The organism is Colwellia sp. MB02u-9 (genome assembly GCF_014077085.1).
Classification (GTDB): Bacteria; Pseudomonadota; Gammaproteobacteria; order Enterobacterales; family Alteromonadaceae; genus Cognaticolwellia.
The window spans coordinates 80955-100758 of the sequence record NZ_JACGVF010000091.1; the positions used below are offsets into that span (position 1 = coordinate 80955).

Genomic DNA, 19804 nt, shown 5'->3' on the forward strand with positions numbered 1-19804 from the left:
CAGTAGAGGAATACAAAATGAGTCAGAGAAAAGATACTGACTAGAATATAAATTAGTGGTCAGTTTTACTTGACCACTACGCAGGATGCTCTAAGTCTTCATCATTTTTCATAAATGCTATCTTTTAACTACAAAGCTTGGTGTCTCGTCGAAATAACTTAGCAATAGTCAGCTGAAAACAAATTAATTCAAAATCACTAGTCTGGAACTTTCACCGAAATTTCAATTGATTTAGCATCACCCACAAGCCACTTTTGTAAATAGATACTGCCCATAGCTTCAGCCTTACCTGGCTCAGCTACTTCTTTAAAACGGATACTATTTTTGTTTTCTTTCTCAAAAACAAGTTTAACCTTAACTTCTGGCATTTTATCTCCCCTTCGATGACTTAGCTTTACGCTAGATTTAAACGTGCCACTAACCATGTGGCAATATCACGGATTTGTGTTGGATGAACACTATGCGCCATCGGATAAGTTTGCCATTTTACTGGGTAGTTTTTTGCATTAAGTAAGGCATTAGCCATTTTACCTGCACTTAAAGGCACAACATCGTCATTATCACCGTGTTGTTGCAAAATTGCTGTATCGCTATTCGCCGCACTTAATTGCTCGGGTAATGCATCAGCGTTAGGTAAATAACATGATAACGCCATAATACCTGCAAGCTTTTCAGGGTAACGCAAACCGGTAAACATGCTCATCACGCCGCCTTGGCTAAAGCCCGCTAAAATAATATTCTTTGCCGGTATACCCGCTGTAACTTGCTCGGCAATTAATGCTCGAATTTTGACTTCAGATTTAAGCACACCGTCCATATCAGCACGGTTATGTAAATCCATACTTTTTATGTCATACCATGAACGCATGACATGGCCTTGGTTAATAGTCACGGCTTGCTCTGGCGCATGTGGAAACACAAAGCGTACCGCGTGATTTTTAGGCAAACCTAGTTCTGGCACAATAGGCGAAAATCCTGCACCTGAGTCTCCTAAGCCATGTAACCAGATAACACAGGCTGTGGCGGGTGAAGTAGGTTCTATGGTAATACGTTCTAATGGAACAGCTGACATGCGTCTCTCTTTATAGTCTTTACGTGAAAAATGCCAATATCATAACGCTTCTATAGCGTAATACCAATCTCACTAATTATCTGATCATTTTTACTGGTTAAAATAACCAACTACTGCGTTATTTATTTAATAATTAGAACAACTAGTTATTAAAATAAATGCCTTATATTTGGCCATTTTCCCTGCGTATAAAGTAGACCACCTAATTAGTGAAATTGGTATAATTAAAATATTCTCATGAGTGAGAAAATCATAATTTTTTCGTGAGCTCTTTTGTAGCTAGGTATTTAAATCCATGATTTTGATTGATCCTATGACTCAACAGCCATAAAGTAGTGGTACAAAACGGATTAAACAAAGCCAGAAAGCCCATGGACGAAGGAATAAATATCCACAAATGATAGTCCCCAAAAAAAGCTTAATTGCTATTGTACTAAGCGTCATTATAACTACCCTCTTTTTGGTCTATTTTGCTCGCGTTGCTATTGTAAAAAACTTTAGTAATGATGAATTGGCGTTATATGACGTAAAAATAACCTGTCTAGACTTTCACTTCACCACAGATTTAGAACTGGCGATAAGTCACTTATGCCTGCAAACACCGCAAGCAGATATCAATATTGAAAATATGGCAATCACCTTTTCATTAGCTGCTGAGCAAAAAATTCAACGCATCGATATTGCTTCAATAACGGTCAAAGGCACAGCAGACTTGCTTACTCTATTCAAAAGTAGCCCGAAAAAAAATAACCCAGAAAGGTTAACAGAACAGCTAAATACTTATTTAACGCAACTTGAACAGCTTAAGTTACCTTTTAATATTCAGGTGGCAGCGTTAAGTTATTCACCTTTTTCGCCGGAAAATAGCAGTACAATAAATAGCAGTAATGCCACAAAAAAAGCACCTTATACAGGCCAACTTTCAGTTAGTGAAAATACCCTAGGGTTTTCATTAAAAGATCTTCAGCATAGCGTTTTATTATCTGTTGATTTATCGACTAACCCGCATAAAAAAGCCCCCTTGGCCTTAAAAATATCGGGTCAGTTAACCCCTTTAAAACAGTTTTTATTCGCACATAAACTACCGCTAGCGCCGGCAATAGTAAAATCTTTAGGCTCGCTTAACACTAGCGGTGAATTTTATAGCTTATTAAATTATCAAGCAGGACAATTAACCTTAGACTGGCAATTAAAAGATTTTTCACTTGCCGCTGCTCAAGGTATTGAAGCGAGTGGACCCTTTGAACTCTTGGGCACGCTTAATCTGCACAGCAAAATCAACTTAAACACGGCTAATTTAAGCACGTCTAACTTAAGAAAAAAAACCTCAAAAAAAGAAGATAAAGCGCTTAACAGCCCTGCTGAACTTGAAGTTGAATTTCAACATAACAACCGCTTGCAGCTGCAATATAGTCAGCCTCACCTTATTGATTACTTAAACAACAACGCGCTATCGCCTTTACTCATCACGCTACTAAAAGACAACCCCGTTGAGCAATTAACCTTTCAGCCAAAGGGCAAATTAACTTTTAACCTAAACGATCAACAGCTGTCGTTATCTGGCATAGCCATAAAGGCAGAAAGTGCTCAGCAAGTGCATCAACTGAACTTAGATAATATGGCCTTTAACCTAAAGCATTATCTCAACGTTGACCCAAGTCGCAACAATAATCCAGTAACAGAAGACCCAGTAAAAGAAAGTCCATTATTGGCAAAACTAAATTTTAAACTTGATAGCCCACTGTTACTCTCAAGCATTAATAATTTCACTTATGCACCGGTTATAGTTAAGCTGCAAGGCTCTATTAGCCAAAACCACGCGCAAACAATCATAAACCTTGATGAAAACTCATCGTTTACTAGCAACAAGATCGCCATGTCAACAAAGCAAAAAACAGCGGATAAAAAGCTATTTTCGATTAAACAGTTAGCCACAAAAGTACAAGGCAGTGTAGAAATACACCACCCAATTCAACAACAAACCGCTATGCAAGTTCAAAACCCTGTACAAGTTAAGCGTGCCATTAACTTAAATGTAAAAGTGCAAAGTCAGGCTGAAAAATTGCGTGTAGGTAAAATGATTGAAGTCAATAAATTAGCGCTAAACACCACTATTGCCGGTAATTTAAATAACATTGAAATAAATACTACGGCCACTGCCGATAATGTAGCGCTAGGAAATTTAACAATATCGGGCGCAGTAGATAAACCTAACATCGCATTAACGGCTGAAGCGTTACAGTTAACTGACCTGCTTGCTCTAAATCTTGAATTACCAACAAAAATAGCCTTAGTTGAAGGCACATTGAGCTACAGCGTAAAAGGTCAGGTAACTGATTTAACAGATTTTGAAAAAACACCACTCGCCATATCAATAGCAATGAAATCAGTCAGCGGTGAAGTAAATGGCATTTGGCTACAAGAGCTTAATTGGCAGCAAAACTTACAATTTTTAGCGGGTAAGTTAACCACGCTGCATGATGTATCTAAAGATCAAAAAGAAAACCTAACGATTGCATTGATAGATATCCCAACACCGGTATCTAAACTCTCCGTTAACACCGCTTTGAGTTATGAAAAAGACTTTACAATATCAGCGACAAAAGTCAAAGGTGATATATTAGGCGGTAGCTTTGCCATTCCAAAAGTTCAATGGCCACTTGAGCATGGCCATTCAGTTGACGTTCAGTTAACTAGTATAGACTTAGAGCAAGTGTTGGCGCTAGACAAAAAGCAAGGTATTGTAGTAACCGGCAACATATCAGGCCAGTTGCCTATTAGTTATGATGGCGAAAAATATACAATGGGAAAAGGCGAACTGCATAATGTGACTAATGGCCTTATTCAGGTGATGAATAATCCGGCGGTAGCTGAGCTAAAAGCGAATAACAGCCAGTTAAAGTTAGCGTTTGATGCCCTGCAGAACTTGCACTACCATCAGTTGTCTTCTGATATTTCAATGGCAGATGACGGCTATATGTTATTAAAAACCGTGATTAAAGGCCGAAATCCAGACATCGACAACGATGTGAATCTGAACTTGAATTTAAGCTATGACTTATTAGGCTTGCTTGAATCAATGTCAATTACCGAACAATTTGAAGAACGTATTATCAAAGGTTTACAAAAAAATAAGGAGTAAGTATGAGTAAAATACTAACCACAGTGTTAGCTATTTTTATAATCAGTGGCTGTACACATAAAATAGAAGTTAGCGCCAAAGAACCGATCACGATTAATTTAAATTTAAAAATTGATCATGAAATCAGGGTAAAAGTCGATAAACAACTTGATGACATTTTTAGTGCCGATAGCGACGTATTTTAAGGAGTAATTATGAATAACTTATCTAATAGATTAACTAATAAATTAACTAATAAATTAACGAGTAAAAAATCTAATAATATGACTAACAACCTAGTTAAAAAATTAACTTGTGCGCTGCTAGCTGTAACCATAACATTTTCCGCATGGGCTATTTCACTAGACGACGCCAAGCAACAAGGCTTGATTGGCGAAATGCAAAACGGTTACTTAGGCTTAGTAGTAGAGAACGTTGAAGCGCAAAGCTTAGTGGCGAGTGTTAACGAAAAGCGTAAAAGCATTTACCTTAACCTAGCGCGTAAAAATAACATCACCATGGCGCAAGTCACCGCACTAGCCGCTGAAAAAGCCTTAAATAAAACTCAGACCGGCCATTTTATTCAAAATGCTGCTGGGCAGTGGGTAAAAAAATAACCTTGTAACAAAATCACTTACAAAGTTGCTTACAAAGTCAAAACAATAGCAATGTAAAGAGGGGTAAAATAAGCCCCTCTTCTTAACCTCAGTTCAACTCAATTCGGCGCTGTCACTTTAACATAATCTAGCTAGCGGCCGCCTGTAACATAAAATCCACCCTATTTTTATTTTCAATTATCATTTACGCATTAGCTCTCGCTAGTTCTTTGCTAGTTCTTTGCTAGTTCTTTGCTAGTTCTCAGTAGAATTAATTACTTACAACTAAAATATATCAAGATTCTCAGTTGATCTTAATCAAAATAAACGAGGTAATATGTAGCGTTTTATAAAAATAATTGTCAAAATACGTATTAGAAACTTAGCTGAGAAATTAATTTATGACTTTCTTTAATCATCTTCGTTATACAAAAGTTATACAAAACAGAATTTATTAAGATTATTTAGACCTAAACAAGGAATTACCAATGAAAGCATTTAAAATTTCTCTACTCGCAGCCCTTATTAGCTCACCACTAGCTGCTGAAACTATTGATAAAACATGGGAGCTTGGCGTCTTTGGCGATTACATAAAGTCGAGTACTAACAAAGAAGCAAGAATGGATTGGGACCAAATTGAGGCTGGTAAATCTATCGGTATCGATTTACAAAAAATTATTAATGACTACTGGAATGTGCGCGTTGAAATTGCAAGAACTCGCTATGACGTAAACAACGGTACTGATAAAGATTATGGCACTCGCGGAGGCGTTGACGCTATATACAAACTAGAAGATAGCAATTTATACATGTTTGCTGGCGTAAAACGCTTTAGTAACGTGAAAAGCTACAATGCAGTAAATATTGGTGCCGGTTACAACTTTGAGGTTAACGACCGTTTATCTTTTTACAGTGAAGCCGCTATTTATAAAGATGTTGATTATGGTTATATCGATCAAGGTGTAAAATTAGGCCTTAAATATGCCTTTGGTGATGTTAAGCAAGCACCGGTAAGCATCAAACCTACAGTAGCAGCAGTACCCGCTGTTGTAACAAAAGTTTTAGACAGTGACAACGATGGTGTAAACGACAACATTGATCGCTGTGCTGACACACCTGTGACCGTGAAAGTAGATTCTATGGGCTGTACTTTATATTCAGAACATGCCGTTGAAATTAAGCTTAATATTGCCTTTGCTAATAACAGCTCTATTGTTAAGCCTGCATTAGTTGATGATATTCAAAGATTAGCTGATTTCATGAAAGAATATACTAATACATCAGTTGAAATTGAAGGACACAGTTCAATTACAGGTACTGCCGACTACAACTTAATGTTGTCGAAAAAACGTGCAGAATCAGTAAAAAGCATCCTGGTAAACAAGTTCAATATTGACGCTAGTCGATTAACGGCTAAAGGCTATGGTCAAACTCAATTATTATCAACAGATAATACCATTGCTGCCCATAAGTTAAATCGTCGTGTTGTTGCAAAAATTGCCACAAGCGTAAAAGAAGTCGTCACTAAAGGCTAGTTTTTCGCTTATGACTGAGAACAAAGTTATTTTAATCACTTTGTTCTCAAATTAACCACGACATGTAAGCCTATAGCCAAGTCACTTCAATAAGTATAATTTTGCTACTTTTGATGGTTTGGCTGTATATTTATTAAGATCAAAAGCATATGTTGAAGAAAGTGCATAAGTCTACCCTAGACTTTATTAACAAAAATATTCAAACTAACGCTAATTCATCATCTTACCCCGTACGTAGACAAGCAGAAGAAAAAATAATATCGGCTTCTGCTGTAACACCCATCAACCTCAACACTGCTGTTGAACACAAAGATTAATGCGTATTTGAGCTTTTACTGGGCCAAATCTGGTTTATATTTAAATCCTCAAAACAGTAAATTGGTTAACTATCAGAAAATTTTTAACATCAACTACAGCTCTTTCAATTTAGCTCATCAATACTCTAAAAAAACCTGAGTAATATTGCCAATATTTTCACTATCGTTATTGCCTTCATTAGTACCTTAACTTCGTTTTATAGCTTATGTCTTTTTAATCGAACCTTTTTTAATCGAACCTTAAGAAATTTTAAAACGCTATTTTGACTAATGACTAAGATTAAAAGCCAATATAAATTAAAAGCCTGAAATTTATTATTTTTAATCTCGGTCTAGACTGACATAACATTTTTAATAAGTTCATAATCAAGCATGATTAATAACAAAAATATTAATAACAAAAAATTAGGTACTCTCAAATGAAATACAGTTTAATAGCCCTTAGTATGCACTTTATTTTTCACGCTCAAATAGCTAGTGCTGAAGAAGCTAAGGAAACTGATGTTGAAGTTATTGAAGTTGCAGGTCAACGCATTATTAATCATGGTTTTTCGCCCAAAAACACCAAAATCAATGGGCCATTTGGCGATGATTTAGGCTTATCTGACATTGCACGTTCTATGACGCCTATTACTAGCGCTATGATGGAACAATTAAACATAACTGACTTGCAGGATATTTTAGCCGTAACGCCTAACAGCTACTCAGCCAGTGGTTTTGGTGCGCCAAGCTTACCGACTTTACGTGGTCAGTTAGGCGAGCTTTTTCAGGATGGTATGCGCCGACAAGCCGGTAATAACGGCTTTGGTGTACCACTTTCTTTTAATTCTGTTGATCAGCTTGATGTAATAAAAGGTGCGCCGCCAGTGTTATTTGGTAGTAGCCAACGTAACGGTGGTTTTGTTAATTTACAATCTAAACGCGCATCGACTGAAAAAAGTGCTGCAAAAGTAAAAATTAGCGCAGGTCGCTGGGATCAATATAGTGCACAACTGGATATAGGTGCGCCAATTATTGAGGGTGAGAGTGGTTTTAGAATCAGCGCAGAGCATATTGATAATGGTAGCTTTTACGATTACTCAAGCTTTAAAAGTGACAGCTTTTACGCCGCCTTTCGTTTATTGCCTGATAGCCAAAGCACGTGGGATATTAACCTTGAATTATACCAAGTTGAATTTACCGACAATGCTGGCATTAATAGGCCAACACAAGCGCTAATCGACAGCGGCTTATATATTACCGGCCAGGGCGTACAAGCTAATGGTAGCCTTATACCCGGCGCTGGAGCAGTAATTTCGCCAACCGGACAAGTACAAATTAGCCGTAGTAGGGTATTAACCGATCCTGATAATGAAAACGAAGCTAACACTTTTTTATTGCACAGCATCTACACCCGCGAACTAAGCAGCCAAACACAATTAAAAAATAGCACTTATTATCAACATTTAACCCGTGATGAAATTGCTCAAAATAGCTTTGTTGAGATCATAGATGCTGCCGATACCGCGCAAAACCGACTTGAGCTAAGTCATGATTGGAACAATCAGCAACAAACCATTGTCGCCTTTGATGTCCGTTATAATAAAGTGCGCGGTTATAGCCAATTTACCACCGAAGCTGACGACCCTATTGATTTAACTGGCCCTGTTGAGAGCCGCCGCATTCCCCTAACGGTAGCACAACAAGCTAGACTTGTGGAGCTGCGCCCCGGTGTATTTGTTTCACCCGGTGGTCAGTATGATGTCAATAATGACAACCTTGGTGACTATTCGTTATCAGATACTACCGACTCTACCAGCTGGCAAACGGGCTTTGCCATTCAACAAGACAGTCAATGGAGCGATCGTTTAAGAACAAACTTTGGTTATCGTATTGATTTTTATGATGTAAAAGCACGAGATCCTATTGCACCTACTGGGCAGAAAGCGGCACAAGATAGTATTAATAAAACCTTACATTCAGGCCAAGCCAGCGTTAATTACAAGCTTAATACTGATTTAACTATTTATGCTGCAACAAGTTATAACGAAGCAACTTCAAATAGTATGGCCGGTGGTAATTCATTAGGCGCTGATAACTTAATTAATACACAGAACTTTGCCACTGAAAACACGCTAAATGAAGTGGGCATTAAATATATACCCGACAACAGCGCTTGGTATATTGACGGAGCATTGTTTAATCAAAGTCGTAGCTTACGTAATCGCGACGGCAGTAACACCGGCATAAAAACCAAAGGTGTTGAACTGCAAGTATTTTATGATGCTGCGCCCTATTGGTTTAACATAGGTTACAGTTATCTTGATGCTCGTTATGACAATTCTGCCAGTAGTCAAAGTTCGTCGCAAATTGCTGATGCCTTTGATAATTCTCGTCCCGACATTATTCAAGGTACTAGCGTAGGTGCACCAAACTTCACCGCTTTTCCTCGTTCTAATAGGCGTGTACAAGGCATACCAGAGCAATCATTAAGTATTAATGGTGGCCTTTATATTACAGAATCTTGGCAAGCAGGCTTTGCGGCATTATATACCTCAAGTTACCCACTAGATTTTTTAGCAACCGTAAACATACGCGATCAATACACCTTAGGTCTTAACACAAGTTACCGAATTGGCGAGCAGACTAAATTGCGTTTCGATATCAATAATGTCACGAATCAAAAGAATTGGCGGCCAGTCTTTGAAGGCGGATATTTTGGTTCAACCTTGGTTTTCCCTGAATTACCTATCAATGCCAAGTTCACAATACAGCACAGTTTTTAAGGACAATTTTTATGTTTAAGAAGATACTATTATTCGTTATCGCCATTACACTGGTGGCATTGTTTTTTCATTTTGATCTCAATAGGTTACTTACTTTAGAGGGATTAAAAGCCTCAATGGCGCAATTTGGCCAGTGGCGCGAACAATCGCCATTATTGGTTATTGGGGGCTTTTTTACTCTTTACGTTTTGGTCGCTGCGCTGTCATTACCTGGCGCTGCCATTTTAACCTTGGCTTCAGGCGCTTTGTTTGGCTTAGCCCAAGGCTTGGTTATTGCCTCATTTGCCTCTAGCTTTGGTGCACTATTAGCCTTCTTGGTCTCACGTTATCTACTGCGCGATACCATTAAGGCTAAATTTCCTGATCGCTTAAAAGCCATTGATGCTGGTGTAAAAAAAGAAGGGGCATTTTATCTGTTCACCTTACGTTTAGTGCCTGTTTTTCCTTTCTTTTTAGTTAATTTATTAATGGCGGTTACCGGTATTAAAGCCTGGACATTTTATTGGGTCAGCCAAATAGGCATGTTTTTAGGCACCATGGTTTATGTTAACGCCGGTACGCAATTAGCTGAAATAGAGAGCTTGTCTGGTATATTATCACCTAAGCTTATTCTCTCTTTTGTGTTACTCGGTCTTTTACCCCTTATTGCTACAACTATCATTAACAAAATAAAACAACGTCAAGTCTATAAAAAATGGCAAAAACCTAAAAGCTTTGATCGTAACTTAATTGTTATCGGTGCCGGCGCTGGTGGTTTAGTCACCAGTTATATTGCCGCGGCAGTAAAAGCAAAAGTAAGCTTAATTGAAGCAGGTGAAATGGGCGGCGACTGTTTAAATTATGGTTGTGTTCCAAGTAAGGCAATCATTAAAAGTGCAAAAATAGTCGATCAAATTAAACAGGGTGAACACTATGGTTTAGAGAACGCGACCCCAGAGTTTTCTTTTAAGAAAGTCATGGCACGTGTTCACCAAGTGATTGCCGATATTGCTCCGCACGACAGTGTTGAACGTTACACTGACTTAGGTGTAGAAGTTATCAAAGGCTACGGAAAGTTAATCAATCCATGGACTGTAGAAATTAAACTTAACGATGGTACCATGCAAACATTAACCGCTCGCAGTATTGTTATTGCAACCGGTGCTCGTCCATTTGTGCCGCCACTACCGGGTATTGAAACCAGTGGTTATGTTACTAGTGACACCTTATGGACAGAATTTGCCAAACTTGATAGCGCACCGAAAAAATTAGTGGTATTAGGCGGCGGACCTATTGGCAGTGAACTTGCACAAAGTTTCGCTCGTTTAGGCTCACAAGTGATACAAATTGAAATGGCTGAACGCATCATGATCAGGGAAGACCTTGAAGTCTCTGAATTTGCTAGTCAGTCATTACAAAAAAGTGGCGTAAATATTTTAACTTCTCACCAAGCTTTACGTTGTGAACAACGTGACGGTAAAAAATTCATCATTGTGAAAAACCTTAAGCACGAACAAGGTACAGATCAAGAAGAAGAAATAGCCATTGAATACGACCAGTTATTATGTGCGGTTGGCCGCGCTGCTCGCTTAGAAGGTTACGGCCTTGAAACATTAGGTATAGAAACTAACCGCACCATTCAAACCAATGAATATTTAGAAACTTTATACCCTAATATCTTTGCCGCTGGTGATATTGTTGGTCCTTATCAGTTTACCCATGTTGCTGCACATCAAGGTTGGTATGCTGCTGTTAATGCCTTATTTGGCACCTTTAAGAAATTTAAAGTCGATTACCGCGTTATTCCATGGACAACCTTTATTGATCCAGAAGTGGCACGTGTCGGTATTAATGAACAAGAAGCTATTGAACAAGGCATTGACTATGAAATTACCCGATATGATTTTGCCGAGTTAGACCGCGCGATCACTGACGGTGCTGCGAACGGTTTTATTAAAGTGATCACACCAAAAGGTAAAGATAAAATACTGGGTGTCACTATTGTCTCTGAACATGCTGGTGATTTAATCGCTGAGTTCGTATTAGCAATGAAACATGGCTTAGGCTTAAATAAAATTTTAGGCACGATTCACAGTTATCCAACGTGGGCTGAAGGCAACAAATATGCGGCAGGCGAATGGAAACGTAATCATGCACCAAAAACCGTTTTAAGCTGGTTAGAGAAATTCCACACCTGGAGAAGAGGTTAATACCATGATTAACTTAAACAAAGCCCTCTTAAGGGCTAAATCTTTGCCGTTAGCTGTATTGTTACTGTTAAGCACAGTTTTTAGCGCCGTTAGTACGGCGCAAGAGACCTTGCATCAACCATGGCAGGCCTTATTAACTCAGCACGTTTCGCCAATTAATGATGATCATTCAAGCCAAGTAAATTATGCCGGCATGAAAAATGACCATGCAAAACTAAGTGCTTATTTAACTGCCCTTGGTAAGATTGATCAACAAACATTTGAGCAATGGCCTGCCCCTAAGCAATTGTCATTTTTGATCAATGCCTACAATGCTTGGACAGTTGAACTGATTCTAACGGCTTACCCTGATATAAAGTCGATAAAAGATCTGGGGAGCTTTTTTAGTTCACCGTGGAGTAAGCAATTTATTCCTCTGCTTGGTGAAACGCGTAGCTTAGACAATATTGAACATGAGTTAATTCGTGGTGATAATAAATATGCTGATCCGCGTATTCACTTTGCTGTTAACTGTGCCAGCATTGGCTGCCCTGCTTTGCGTGAAGAAGCTTATAGCGCTGACAAACTAGAGCAACAATTAAGTGAACAAACGATACGTTTTTTAACCGATAAGAGCCGTAATCGTTTTACTGAAGATGCAATGGAGCTTTCCGCTATTTTCAAATGGTATGGCGATGACTTCACACAAGGCTTTCGTGGCAGTAATTCTCTATCTGCTTTCGTATTGCTCTACCGTGAAGCATTGAACTTAACACCAGCGCAACAAGCAGGTTTAAAGTCGGAAGATATGGCAACGAATTTCTTAAATTATGATTGGGCACTCAATGCCGCTAGGTAAATCGAAGTGTTTTTTGAATGGTGAAAGGGGTCGTTTCTCGACTCTTTTTGCCACTCATTTTCCACATCAAGCGGTCATATTGTTATCGTATCAACAAGCCAATAACTTTATGGCATCAGTATCAAAAACCTCAAGGGTTAAAGCAGTTATGCCCGCTGTTTGGTTACCTAGGTTAAGGTTTTTAGCTGGGTTCACCCTGCTGTTTACCATGCTATTTACTATAAGCTCATTAAGTTATGCCAACACAGCCTTTGCAGCGGCCCCTGAAACAAGCTCAGTCGCTAAAGTGAACAATGTATTAATATCAAACAACTCACCGATACAAACAAAGTGGAGTACGGGAGAAACATTAGGAAAAAAACCCTCAGTTTATTTTCATGCTTGGGGCGGTGACCCACAAATTAATAGCTATATTCAATGGCTTGCTAAGCGAGTAAAGCAAGAATATAACATTGACTTACAGCATGTAAAACTAACCGACACCAGCGAAGCTGTTAGTCGTGTTTTAGCAGAAAAGTCAGCAAATAATCATCAGCAAGGACAAGTTGATTTAGTTTGGATCAACGGCGAAAATTTTGCATCAATGGCGAAGTATCAACTATTAGCGCAAGGCTGGGTTTCACAATTACCTAACTTTTGGCTAACAAACCCCAGAGAGAATGAGGCAATGACCCGTGATTTTGGTTTGCCAACGCAAGGTATGGAAGCGCCTTGGGGACAAGCTTCGCTAACCTTTTATTACACACCTTCAACTAATATCAATAAGCCAATAAACGCATATCAAGATAGTATTCGCCATGCGCCAAAAAACATTAGCCAATTATTAACTTGGGCTGAGCAAAACCCTGGTCGCTTTACTTACCCAAAACCGCCTGATTTTTTATCATTAAGCTTTTTAAAATATGCCCTAATCACACTTAATCAGCATCAGCCAGCGCAAGTAAAGTCAGGTCTATATCAAGCAGTAACAACACAAAGCCAAGCAACATTGCTACCCGTTTTATGGACATTTTTAGATAAACTGCATCCGTATTTGTGGCATCAAGGGCGATATTTTGTTGCCAGTGGCACAGCATTACAAAGACTGGTTGGTGACGGTGAGATAAACTTAGGTTTTACCTTCTCTGCTGCGCAAGTACCGGCAGCGGTTGAGCGCTATAACTTACCCAAAAATACTCGTAGCTTCGTCATGCAAGATGGTAGTTTAAGTAATATTCATTTTATCGCTATTCCTTATAATGCCGCGAATAGTGATGCCGCAAAAGTGGTCGCCAATTTTATGCTCAGTGTTGAAGCACAGGCTAAAAAACAACAAGCTAAAATATGGGGCGACAGCACGGTTCTCGATGTGCCGAAATTAAGTCAGCAAGAGCAATTATTGTTTAGTATTGAGCAGCAACACCCAAGCGCCTTACCTGTTAGCAGTAAAATCACAGCATTAAGTGAGCCCCATCCCAGTTGGTCAATATTATTAACCCGTGAATGGTTAAAACGTTATGGAGCGCAATAACAAATGAGCCATAAGCTGACCAGCAATTCCTTAAACAACCGTCCTCTAAAAGATGAGACCAAGCTGATCGACACACTTTTTAGTACCGTGGTAAAATTCAGCCCTAAATTATTAATAGCGATATTAATTTTACCTGTGCTGGGTGGTTTATTAGGTGTGCTTTTACCGGCCTTTGGTTGGTTACCGGCTTTAGACAGAACTCAGTTTGGCTTACAAGGCTTTCAGCAACTAGTACAAACACCCGGCATAGCTCAAATGATCGGCTTGAGTTTTTTCAGCAGTATTGTCAGTGGTTTATTAGCTTTTGTTATGACACTTTTACTGTTAGCCAATTATTTTGATAGCCCGTGGTTAGTACGTATTCAACGTTTGTTAGGGCCTATTTTAGTGATACCCCATGCCGCGGCCGCAATAGCTATTGCCTTTTTGATCACACCTTCAGGCATGATTGCTCGCCTACTGTCACCTTGGTTAACCGGTTGGCAAAGTCCGACAGATTGGTTACTGCCCCATGACCCTTACGGTATTAGCATTATTATGGGTTTAACGCTAAAAGAGCTGCCTTTTTTATTATTAATGACTTTGGGCGCTATTGCTCAACCCGAGCTTAATATCAAGTTACGGGCGCAATATCGTGTTGCACTTAGCTTAGGCTATTATCCGATAACGGCGTTTTTCAAGGCCGTACTACCTAACATTTATCCGTTAATGCGTTTACCCATGTTAGCCATACTCGCATACGCCAGCGCCAGTGTAGAAATGCCTTTAATATTGGGGCCAAATACACCACCGACATTAGCTGTGGCCATTATGAACTGGTTTCATGATGTCGATTTAAGCTTGCGAATAAAAGCCTCCGCTGGGGCAATATTACAATTGTTCGTTACGCTTTCGGTGCTATTCACTTGGTGGCTATTAGAAAAACTAAGCCAAGCTATAAGCAGTAAAAGCTTAAGTAACGGTCAGCGCACATACGGTGATGTTTTCTGGTCTAAAATCATCAATATTTTTACCCTGTTGTTAATCAGCTTTATTGCCTTGGCTTTGATTGGTATGGTGTTTTGGTCATTTGCCGGCTACTGGCAGTTTCCGTTAGCACTGCCTGAACAATGGGTAATAATGCATTGGCAATCGGCTTTGCTACAAGTACAAACACCGATAATAAACTCACTCTCCATTGGCTTGGTCGCGACTAGCATTGCCCTCATTTTAACCTTGCTGACCTTAGAATTTGAAAAACAAAACGGGGCCCAGCTCTCACGCTTTAGTAGTGTGATTATTTATTTGCCATTAATGATCCCCAGCATTGCTTTTTTATTTGGCTTAGTCTGGCTACAAGAAGCAGTTCATAGTAAAGCAACCTTTATCAATGTTGCCTTGGCACATTTACTGTTTGTTTTACCATATGTATTTTTATCTTTAGCCACCAGTTATCGCCTGCTTGATTCGCGTTATGCACAAGTAGCAGCAAGCTTAGGTGCATCGCCGCTTAAAATATTTTTACAGCTGAGTTTGCCACAATTATTAATGCCTATAATGATGGCCAGCGCATTAGGACTTGCCATTAGTTTTAGCCAATATTTACCAACATTATTAGTCGGTGGTGGGCGGCTTAATACCGTGACCACCGAAGCGGTAAGCTTAGCCAACGGCGCTAGTCGCCGCACAAGTGCGGTTTATGCGCTAATACAGATGCTTTTACCCGCCATCGCTTTTTCACTCATTTGGCTGATATCGAGGCGAAAAAACAGACAAAAGGCTCAAGTAAAGCACAATAACAAAACAACACGTTATATCACTAAGGTTAACCGATGAGCAGTTCTTTTGAGATAAACAGTTTACAGATAAAAAATTTAACCATAATGCGCCAGCAAACACCTTTACTAGCACTTAACGAAACGATAAAAGGTGGTGACGTACTGACCATAATGGGGCCGTCAGGCAGTGGAAAATCAACCTTGTTAAATTGGCTAACCGGTATGTTGCCCAAAGAATTTCAAGCCGATGGTCAGCTTTATCTCAACGGCGCTAATATTACCAAAGTCGCCAGTTATCGGCGTAATATCGGATTATTGTTTCAAGACGCTTTGTTATTTTCGCATTTATCTGTTGCTGGTAATATTGCTTTTGCGATGCCTAAAGGCGATAGCAAAACACGCGCAATAAAAATTAGTCAGGCACTGTCTGATGTGGGTTTAGCTGGTTTAGAAAATCGCCAACCTGAGAGTTTATCTGGCGGACAGCAAGCACGCGTGGCGTTATTACGGGTATTATTGAGTCAACCTAAAGCCATATTATTGGATGAGCCATTTAGTAAATTAGATAGTCAGTTACGCCAAGAAACTCGACAGTTAGTCTTTGAACAAATTAGACAACACCAATTACCTGTTATTATGGTGACACATGATGAGTCGGACGCCATAGCGGCTAATGGCAAAGTGTTGCACTTAAAGACACCACAACAAGACATTTAAGAAACAGACTTATGCTAGATAAATATATTACGCCTTTGATAAAGCCTTTGTTACAGCCTGTGGTTAGTTTGTTAGATAAACGCCAAGTAACCGCAGATCAACTGACCCTAGTCGGTTTTATAATAGGTTTGTTAGCTGTGCCTTTTTTAGCCTTAAACTTATGGAATTTAGCTTTATCTGCCATTGTACTAAACCGGCTATTTGATGGCTTAGATGGCGCACTAGCACGGCATCAAAACAACAGCACCAGCGCAGGTGGCTTTTTAGATATTTGCCTCGACTTTTTATTCTATGCTGCGATACCACTAGGTTTTGCATTGGCTAACCCCGAGCAAAATTCTTTAGCCGCCGCAGTATTGTTAGCGGTATTTATGGGGACTGGATCGAGCTTTTTAGCTTTTGCTATTCCGGCCGAAAAACTCAACTTGGACAAACCTCAATTTGCTTACAAAAGTTTTTATTATTTAAATGGCTTAACCGAAGGCACCGAGACCATTCTTATTTTTGTCGCATTTTGTTTATGGCCACAATATTTTGCTGAACTTGCCTATGGCTTTGCTTCATTAGCGGCAATAACAATTGTTACACGGGTTTATGGCGGCTATCATACGTTGAAAGAACACAGCTTAAAAAAGCCAACTAAGACGGCGAAAAATAATGCTAAAGATAAGTTAACCGAGGGGCAATAAATGTCAGATACCAGTTTACGATTAAGTATCTTCTTTGCCATTTTTATCACTATGTTAGTGCTAGAAAGCTGCTTTCCTGCGCGTAAAAGCAAACTGACTAAAGGTGTTCGTTGGTTAGGTAACTTTTCTTTGTTAATTTTATCGTCAGTCGTTGCTAGGCTATTAGTACCTATTGGTGTTACCGGTATTGCTTTGTATAGCTCAACACAAGGTATTGGCCTATTCAATGTCATTAACTTACCAAATTGGTTAAGTATTGCTTTGAGTTTGTTATTATTAGATTTAATGATTTATTGGCAACATCGACTTTTTCATCTTGTGCCGATACTATGGCGTGTTCATAAAGTTCATCATGCCGACAGTCATACCGATGCCAGTACGGGTTTGCGCTTTCATCCCATTGAAATAGTGTTAAGTATATTACTTAAAGGCGCAGCGGTTATTGTACTTGGCGTACCTGCACTTGCGGTGATTATTTTTGAAGTAGCGCTCAATGGCTTTTCGCTATTCAATCATGCCAATATTCGATTACCCCCTTGGTTAGAGCGACCATTACGAACCATACTTATTACGCAAGAATTACACCGTATTCATCATAGCCAAGTAGTAGAAGAAACTAATAGCAATTATGGGTTTAGTGTTAGTTGGTGGGATAGAATATTTGCTAGTTATAAGTCACAGGCACAAAAAAGTGATGAAAATTTAGCTATAGGTCTTAAAAGTTTTCCCGCCAATAAAAAAAATGCCAGCTTATTTACCTTATTAAAAATGCCTTTTAATAAGGTAAATAAACCTAAATAAACTCAACAAGGTAATTGGCTCAACTAAATTTAGACAAGCTAGATAAGCGACTTTTTTCAATTTCATTATTTCGCTTTCATCATCATTTAGGCTTTTGTAACCCAAATGATGATGAAAGCGGCAACGACTATAGAACATCACTATCTAATTCACTATCTAATTCAATATGTAACTCAATATGTATTGCTGTACTTCAAAGCGTGCTTGGTCATTTTTCCATTGCATTCATTCTTGTTTTAAGCGATCAAAAAAACTGATGTGGCTGGAAATCAACCACGATTATCTAAACCGTCACGCTACACAATAAACGCTTTACATAAAAAGGGGGCAACACAATGTTGCCCCCTTAATACGATTAAACCTTCAGTTTACATTTATAAACGTTCAAATATAACGGCAATACCTTGTCCGCCACCAATGCACATAGTAACAAGTGCATACTTGCCACCTACACGATGTAGCTCGTGAATGGCTTTAGTGGCAATTACTGCTCCTGAAGCACCAATAGGGTGACCTAAAGCAATTGCGCCACCATTTGGATTAGTTTTTAGGGGGTCTAAATCTAGTCCTTTAGCAACAGTTAACGCTTGTGCTGCAAAGGCTTCGTTGGATTCAATAACGTCCATATCATTAATAGACAAGCCGGCTTTAGCCAATGCCGCTTTAGAGGCTGGAATAGGACCTTCGCCCATAACATCGTTAGGAACACCGGCAACTGCATAAGAAACCATGCGTGCAATTGGCGATAAATTATTATGGCTTGCATAGTTTTCACTCGCTAGCGTTAAGAAGGATGCAGCATCGTTTATACCGGAGGCGTTACCTGCGGTTACGCTACCGTCTTTTTTAAATGCTGGACGCATTCCAGCTAATAACTCTGCCGTTGTGCCTGCTTTTATATGTTCATCAGTTTCAAAGAAAGTGCTACCGCGGCGACTCTTAAGCTCTATTGGCACAATCTGGCTTTTAAAATAACCCGCTTCTACCGCTTTAGCGGCACGAGCGTGTGATTCTGCAGCGTAAGCATCTTGTGCTTCACGGCTTAAATGCCATTTAGTCGCTAGGTTTTCAGCCGTAATCCCCATGTGACCAACGCCGAATGGGTCAGTTAATGTCGACACCATCATATCAATCATGGCACTGTCCCCCATACGCGCACCGGCACGCATAGCCGGTGACAAATATCCCCCACGTGACATATTTTCAACACCACCGCCAATCGCCAGCTGATGATCACCTAACATAATACCTTGGGCCGAACTCACCACTGCTTGCAAGCCAGAGCTGCATAAGCGATTAAGCGCCATTGCAGTAGAGTTTAAAGACATGCCGGCTTGAATAGAGGCTACTCGCGCAACATAGGGAAAGCGGGATTCAGTGGGTATAGTATTACCCACTATCACTGATTCATATTGCTCCGCGTCTACTCCTGACTTTTTGATACTTTCGGCTAATACTTGTCCTGCCAACTCAGCCGGCTCTATGTCTTTTAAACCGCCCGCAAAAGTACCAACAGCAGAACGCACGGCACTTAACACTACAACACTATTTACACTCATAATAATTTTTCCTCGCTAATTTAACGGATTCATATGTATGTTGATTTCAGCACTCAATGTAAAACTCGAATAATTTTTTGCAAATAAGTAAATAAGTAAATAAGTAAATAAAGAAAGTCTAAAGAGTTAGACAAAAGTGCTATATATGCAAAATAAAAAGTAGATAATTGTTTATCTACTTTAATAATATAAAAGTTATAACATGATATTTTCTATATCCTTTCCACTTCAAAATGCAGTTTTAGCGTTAAGCTAGCAAGTCAGATCAAGTTACTATATAAAGATAACGGCTGCACCCTTATCAAGTATTACACAGGTTTTTTAGGCTGCACCTGTGT

At 39.3% G+C, this 19804-nt stretch carries 16 protein-coding genes; 13 read left to right on the forward strand and 3 right to left on the reverse strand.

The genetic code is table 11. The annotated features are described in order from the left end of the window. Positions 1–197 precede the first annotated feature (197 nt). Positions 198–368 (reverse strand): hypothetical protein, encoded by a 171-nt coding sequence (locus H4J65_RS07455; protein ID WP_182135332.1) that lies wholly within the window; start codon positions 366–368, stop codon positions 198–200. Between the two features lie 26 nt (positions 369–394). Beyond that, complete coding sequence (locus H4J65_RS07460; protein WP_182197139.1) at positions 395–1072, reverse strand: alpha/beta hydrolase; 678 nt, start codon at positions 1070–1072, stop codon at positions 395–397. A 397-nt stretch (positions 1073–1469) separates the two neighbouring features. On the opposite strand from H4J65_RS07460, the gene H4J65_RS07465 reads away from it, so the two are divergent. From H4J65_RS07465 to H4J65_RS07525, 13 genes are all read left to right on the forward strand, one after another. Continuing rightward, positions 1470–4214: a YdbH domain-containing protein gene (locus tag H4J65_RS07465; RefSeq protein ID WP_182197142.1), complete on the forward strand. Its 2745-nt coding sequence runs from the start codon at positions 1470–1472 to the stop codon at positions 4212–4214. 2 nt (positions 4215–4216) lie between these two features. Continuing rightward, positions 4217–4399 carry a YnbE family lipoprotein gene (locus H4J65_RS07470; RefSeq protein ID WP_182135985.1) on the forward strand — a complete coding sequence of 61 codons (183 nt, stop codon included), beginning with the start codon at positions 4217–4219 and terminating at the stop codon, positions 4397–4399. Between the two features lie 78 nt (positions 4400–4477). Continuing rightward, positions 4478–4810, forward strand: a complete 333-nt coding sequence (locus H4J65_RS07475) for a YdbL family protein (protein ID WP_182197308.1) — start codon at positions 4478–4480, stop codon at positions 4808–4810. A gap of 467 nt (positions 4811–5277) precedes the next feature. Next, entirely contained in the window at positions 5278–6324 is a 1047-nt protein-coding gene (locus H4J65_RS07480; RefSeq protein WP_182197144.1) for an OmpA family protein, read from the forward strand. Between the two features lie 149 nt (positions 6325–6473). After that, positions 6474–6641 (forward strand): hypothetical protein, encoded by a 168-nt coding sequence (locus tag H4J65_RS07485; protein ID WP_182197147.1) that lies wholly within the window; start codon positions 6474–6476, stop codon positions 6639–6641. Positions 6642–7060: 419 nt separating this feature from the next. Then, entirely contained in the window at positions 7061–9406 is a 2346-nt protein-coding gene (locus tag H4J65_RS07490) for a TonB-dependent siderophore receptor (protein WP_182197150.1), read from the forward strand. Between the two features lie 11 nt (positions 9407–9417). Beyond that, on the forward strand, positions 9418–11595 hold the full coding sequence (locus H4J65_RS07495) for an FAD-dependent oxidoreductase (protein WP_182197153.1): 2178 nt from the start codon (positions 9418–9420) through the stop codon (positions 11593–11595). Between the two features lie 4 nt (positions 11596–11599). After that, entirely contained in the window at positions 11600–12433 is an 834-nt protein-coding gene (locus H4J65_RS07500) for a DUF547 domain-containing protein (protein ID WP_182197155.1), read from the forward strand. Positions 12434–12581: 148 nt separating this feature from the next. Beyond that, positions 12582–13943: an ABC transporter substrate-binding protein gene (locus H4J65_RS07505; protein ID WP_404851943.1), complete on the forward strand. Its 1362-nt coding sequence runs from the start codon at positions 12582–12584 to the stop codon at positions 13941–13943. A gap of 3 nt (positions 13944–13946) precedes the next feature. After that, complete coding sequence (locus H4J65_RS07510) at positions 13947–15758, forward strand: ABC transporter permease (RefSeq protein ID WP_182183125.1); 1812 nt, start codon at positions 13947–13949, stop codon at positions 15756–15758. Then, positions 15755–16417, forward strand: coding sequence for an ATP-binding cassette domain-containing protein (locus H4J65_RS07515; protein ID WP_182183122.1), 663 nt, complete (start codon positions 15755–15757; stop codon positions 16415–16417). The genes H4J65_RS07510 and H4J65_RS07515 overlap by 4 nt, the downstream gene beginning before the upstream one ends. 11 nt (positions 16418–16428) lie before the next feature. Next, on the forward strand, positions 16429–17106 hold the full coding sequence (locus tag H4J65_RS07520) for a CDP-alcohol phosphatidyltransferase family protein (RefSeq protein ID WP_182197157.1): 678 nt from the start codon (positions 16429–16431) through the stop codon (positions 17104–17106). Further along, complete coding sequence (locus H4J65_RS07525) at positions 17107–17907, forward strand: sterol desaturase family protein (RefSeq protein WP_182197160.1); 801 nt, start codon at positions 17107–17109, stop codon at positions 17905–17907. It abuts the gene before it with no gap. A gap of 374 nt (positions 17908–18281) precedes the next feature. Here the strand turns inward: H4J65_RS07525 and bktB are convergent, their stop codons facing one another. Beyond that, the gene (gene bktB / locus H4J65_RS07530; RefSeq protein ID WP_182197162.1) at positions 18282–19466 is read right to left on the reverse strand and encodes a beta-ketothiolase BktB; all 1185 of its coding nucleotides are present in this window, start codon (positions 19464–19466) and stop codon (positions 18282–18284) included. Between the last annotated feature and the right edge of the window lie 338 nt (positions 19467–19804).

What these genes read in the sequence shown, in the direction of transcription:
- H4J65_RS07455 (WP_182135332.1), bottom strand. Translation starts at nt 368, where the DNA reads ATGCCAGAAGTTAAGGTTAAACTTGTTTTTGAGAAAGAAAACAAAAAT.
- H4J65_RS07460 (WP_182197139.1), bottom strand. Translation starts at nt 1,072, where the DNA reads ATGTCAGCTGTTCCATTAGAACGTATTACCATAGAACCTACTTCACCC.
- H4J65_RS07465 (WP_182197142.1), top strand. Translation starts at nt 1,470, where the DNA reads ATGATAGTCCCCAAAAAAAGCTTAATTGCTATTGTACTAAGCGTCATT.
- H4J65_RS07470 (WP_182135985.1), top strand. Translation starts at nt 4,217, where the DNA reads ATGAGTAAAATACTAACCACAGTGTTAGCTATTTTTATAATCAGTGGC.
- H4J65_RS07475 (WP_182197308.1), top strand. Translation starts at nt 4,478, where the DNA reads ATGACTAACAACCTAGTTAAAAAATTAACTTGTGCGCTGCTAGCTGTA.
- H4J65_RS07480 (WP_182197144.1), top strand. Translation starts at nt 5,278, where the DNA reads ATGAAAGCATTTAAAATTTCTCTACTCGCAGCCCTTATTAGCTCACCA.
- H4J65_RS07485 (WP_182197147.1), top strand. Translation starts at nt 6,474, where the DNA reads ATGTTGAAGAAAGTGCATAAGTCTACCCTAGACTTTATTAACAAAAAT.
- H4J65_RS07490 (WP_182197150.1), top strand. Translation starts at nt 7,061, where the DNA reads ATGAAATACAGTTTAATAGCCCTTAGTATGCACTTTATTTTTCACGCT.
- H4J65_RS07495 (WP_182197153.1), top strand. Translation starts at nt 9,418, where the DNA reads ATGTTTAAGAAGATACTATTATTCGTTATCGCCATTACACTGGTGGCA.
- H4J65_RS07500 (WP_182197155.1), top strand. Translation starts at nt 11,600, where the DNA reads ATGATTAACTTAAACAAAGCCCTCTTAAGGGCTAAATCTTTGCCGTTA.
- H4J65_RS07505 (WP_404851943.1), top strand. Translation starts at nt 12,582, where the DNA reads ATGCCCGCTGTTTGGTTACCTAGGTTAAGGTTTTTAGCTGGGTTCACC.
- H4J65_RS07510 (WP_182183125.1), top strand. Translation starts at nt 13,947, where the DNA reads ATGAGCCATAAGCTGACCAGCAATTCCTTAAACAACCGTCCTCTAAAA.
- H4J65_RS07515 (WP_182183122.1), top strand. Translation starts at nt 15,755, where the DNA reads ATGAGCAGTTCTTTTGAGATAAACAGTTTACAGATAAAAAATTTAACC.
- H4J65_RS07520 (WP_182197157.1), top strand. Translation starts at nt 16,429, where the DNA reads ATGCTAGATAAATATATTACGCCTTTGATAAAGCCTTTGTTACAGCCT.
- H4J65_RS07525 (WP_182197160.1), top strand. Translation starts at nt 17,107, where the DNA reads ATGTCAGATACCAGTTTACGATTAAGTATCTTCTTTGCCATTTTTATC.
- bktB (WP_182197162.1), bottom strand. Translation starts at nt 19,466, where the DNA reads ATGAGTGTAAATAGTGTTGTAGTGTTAAGTGCCGTGCGTTCTGCTGTT.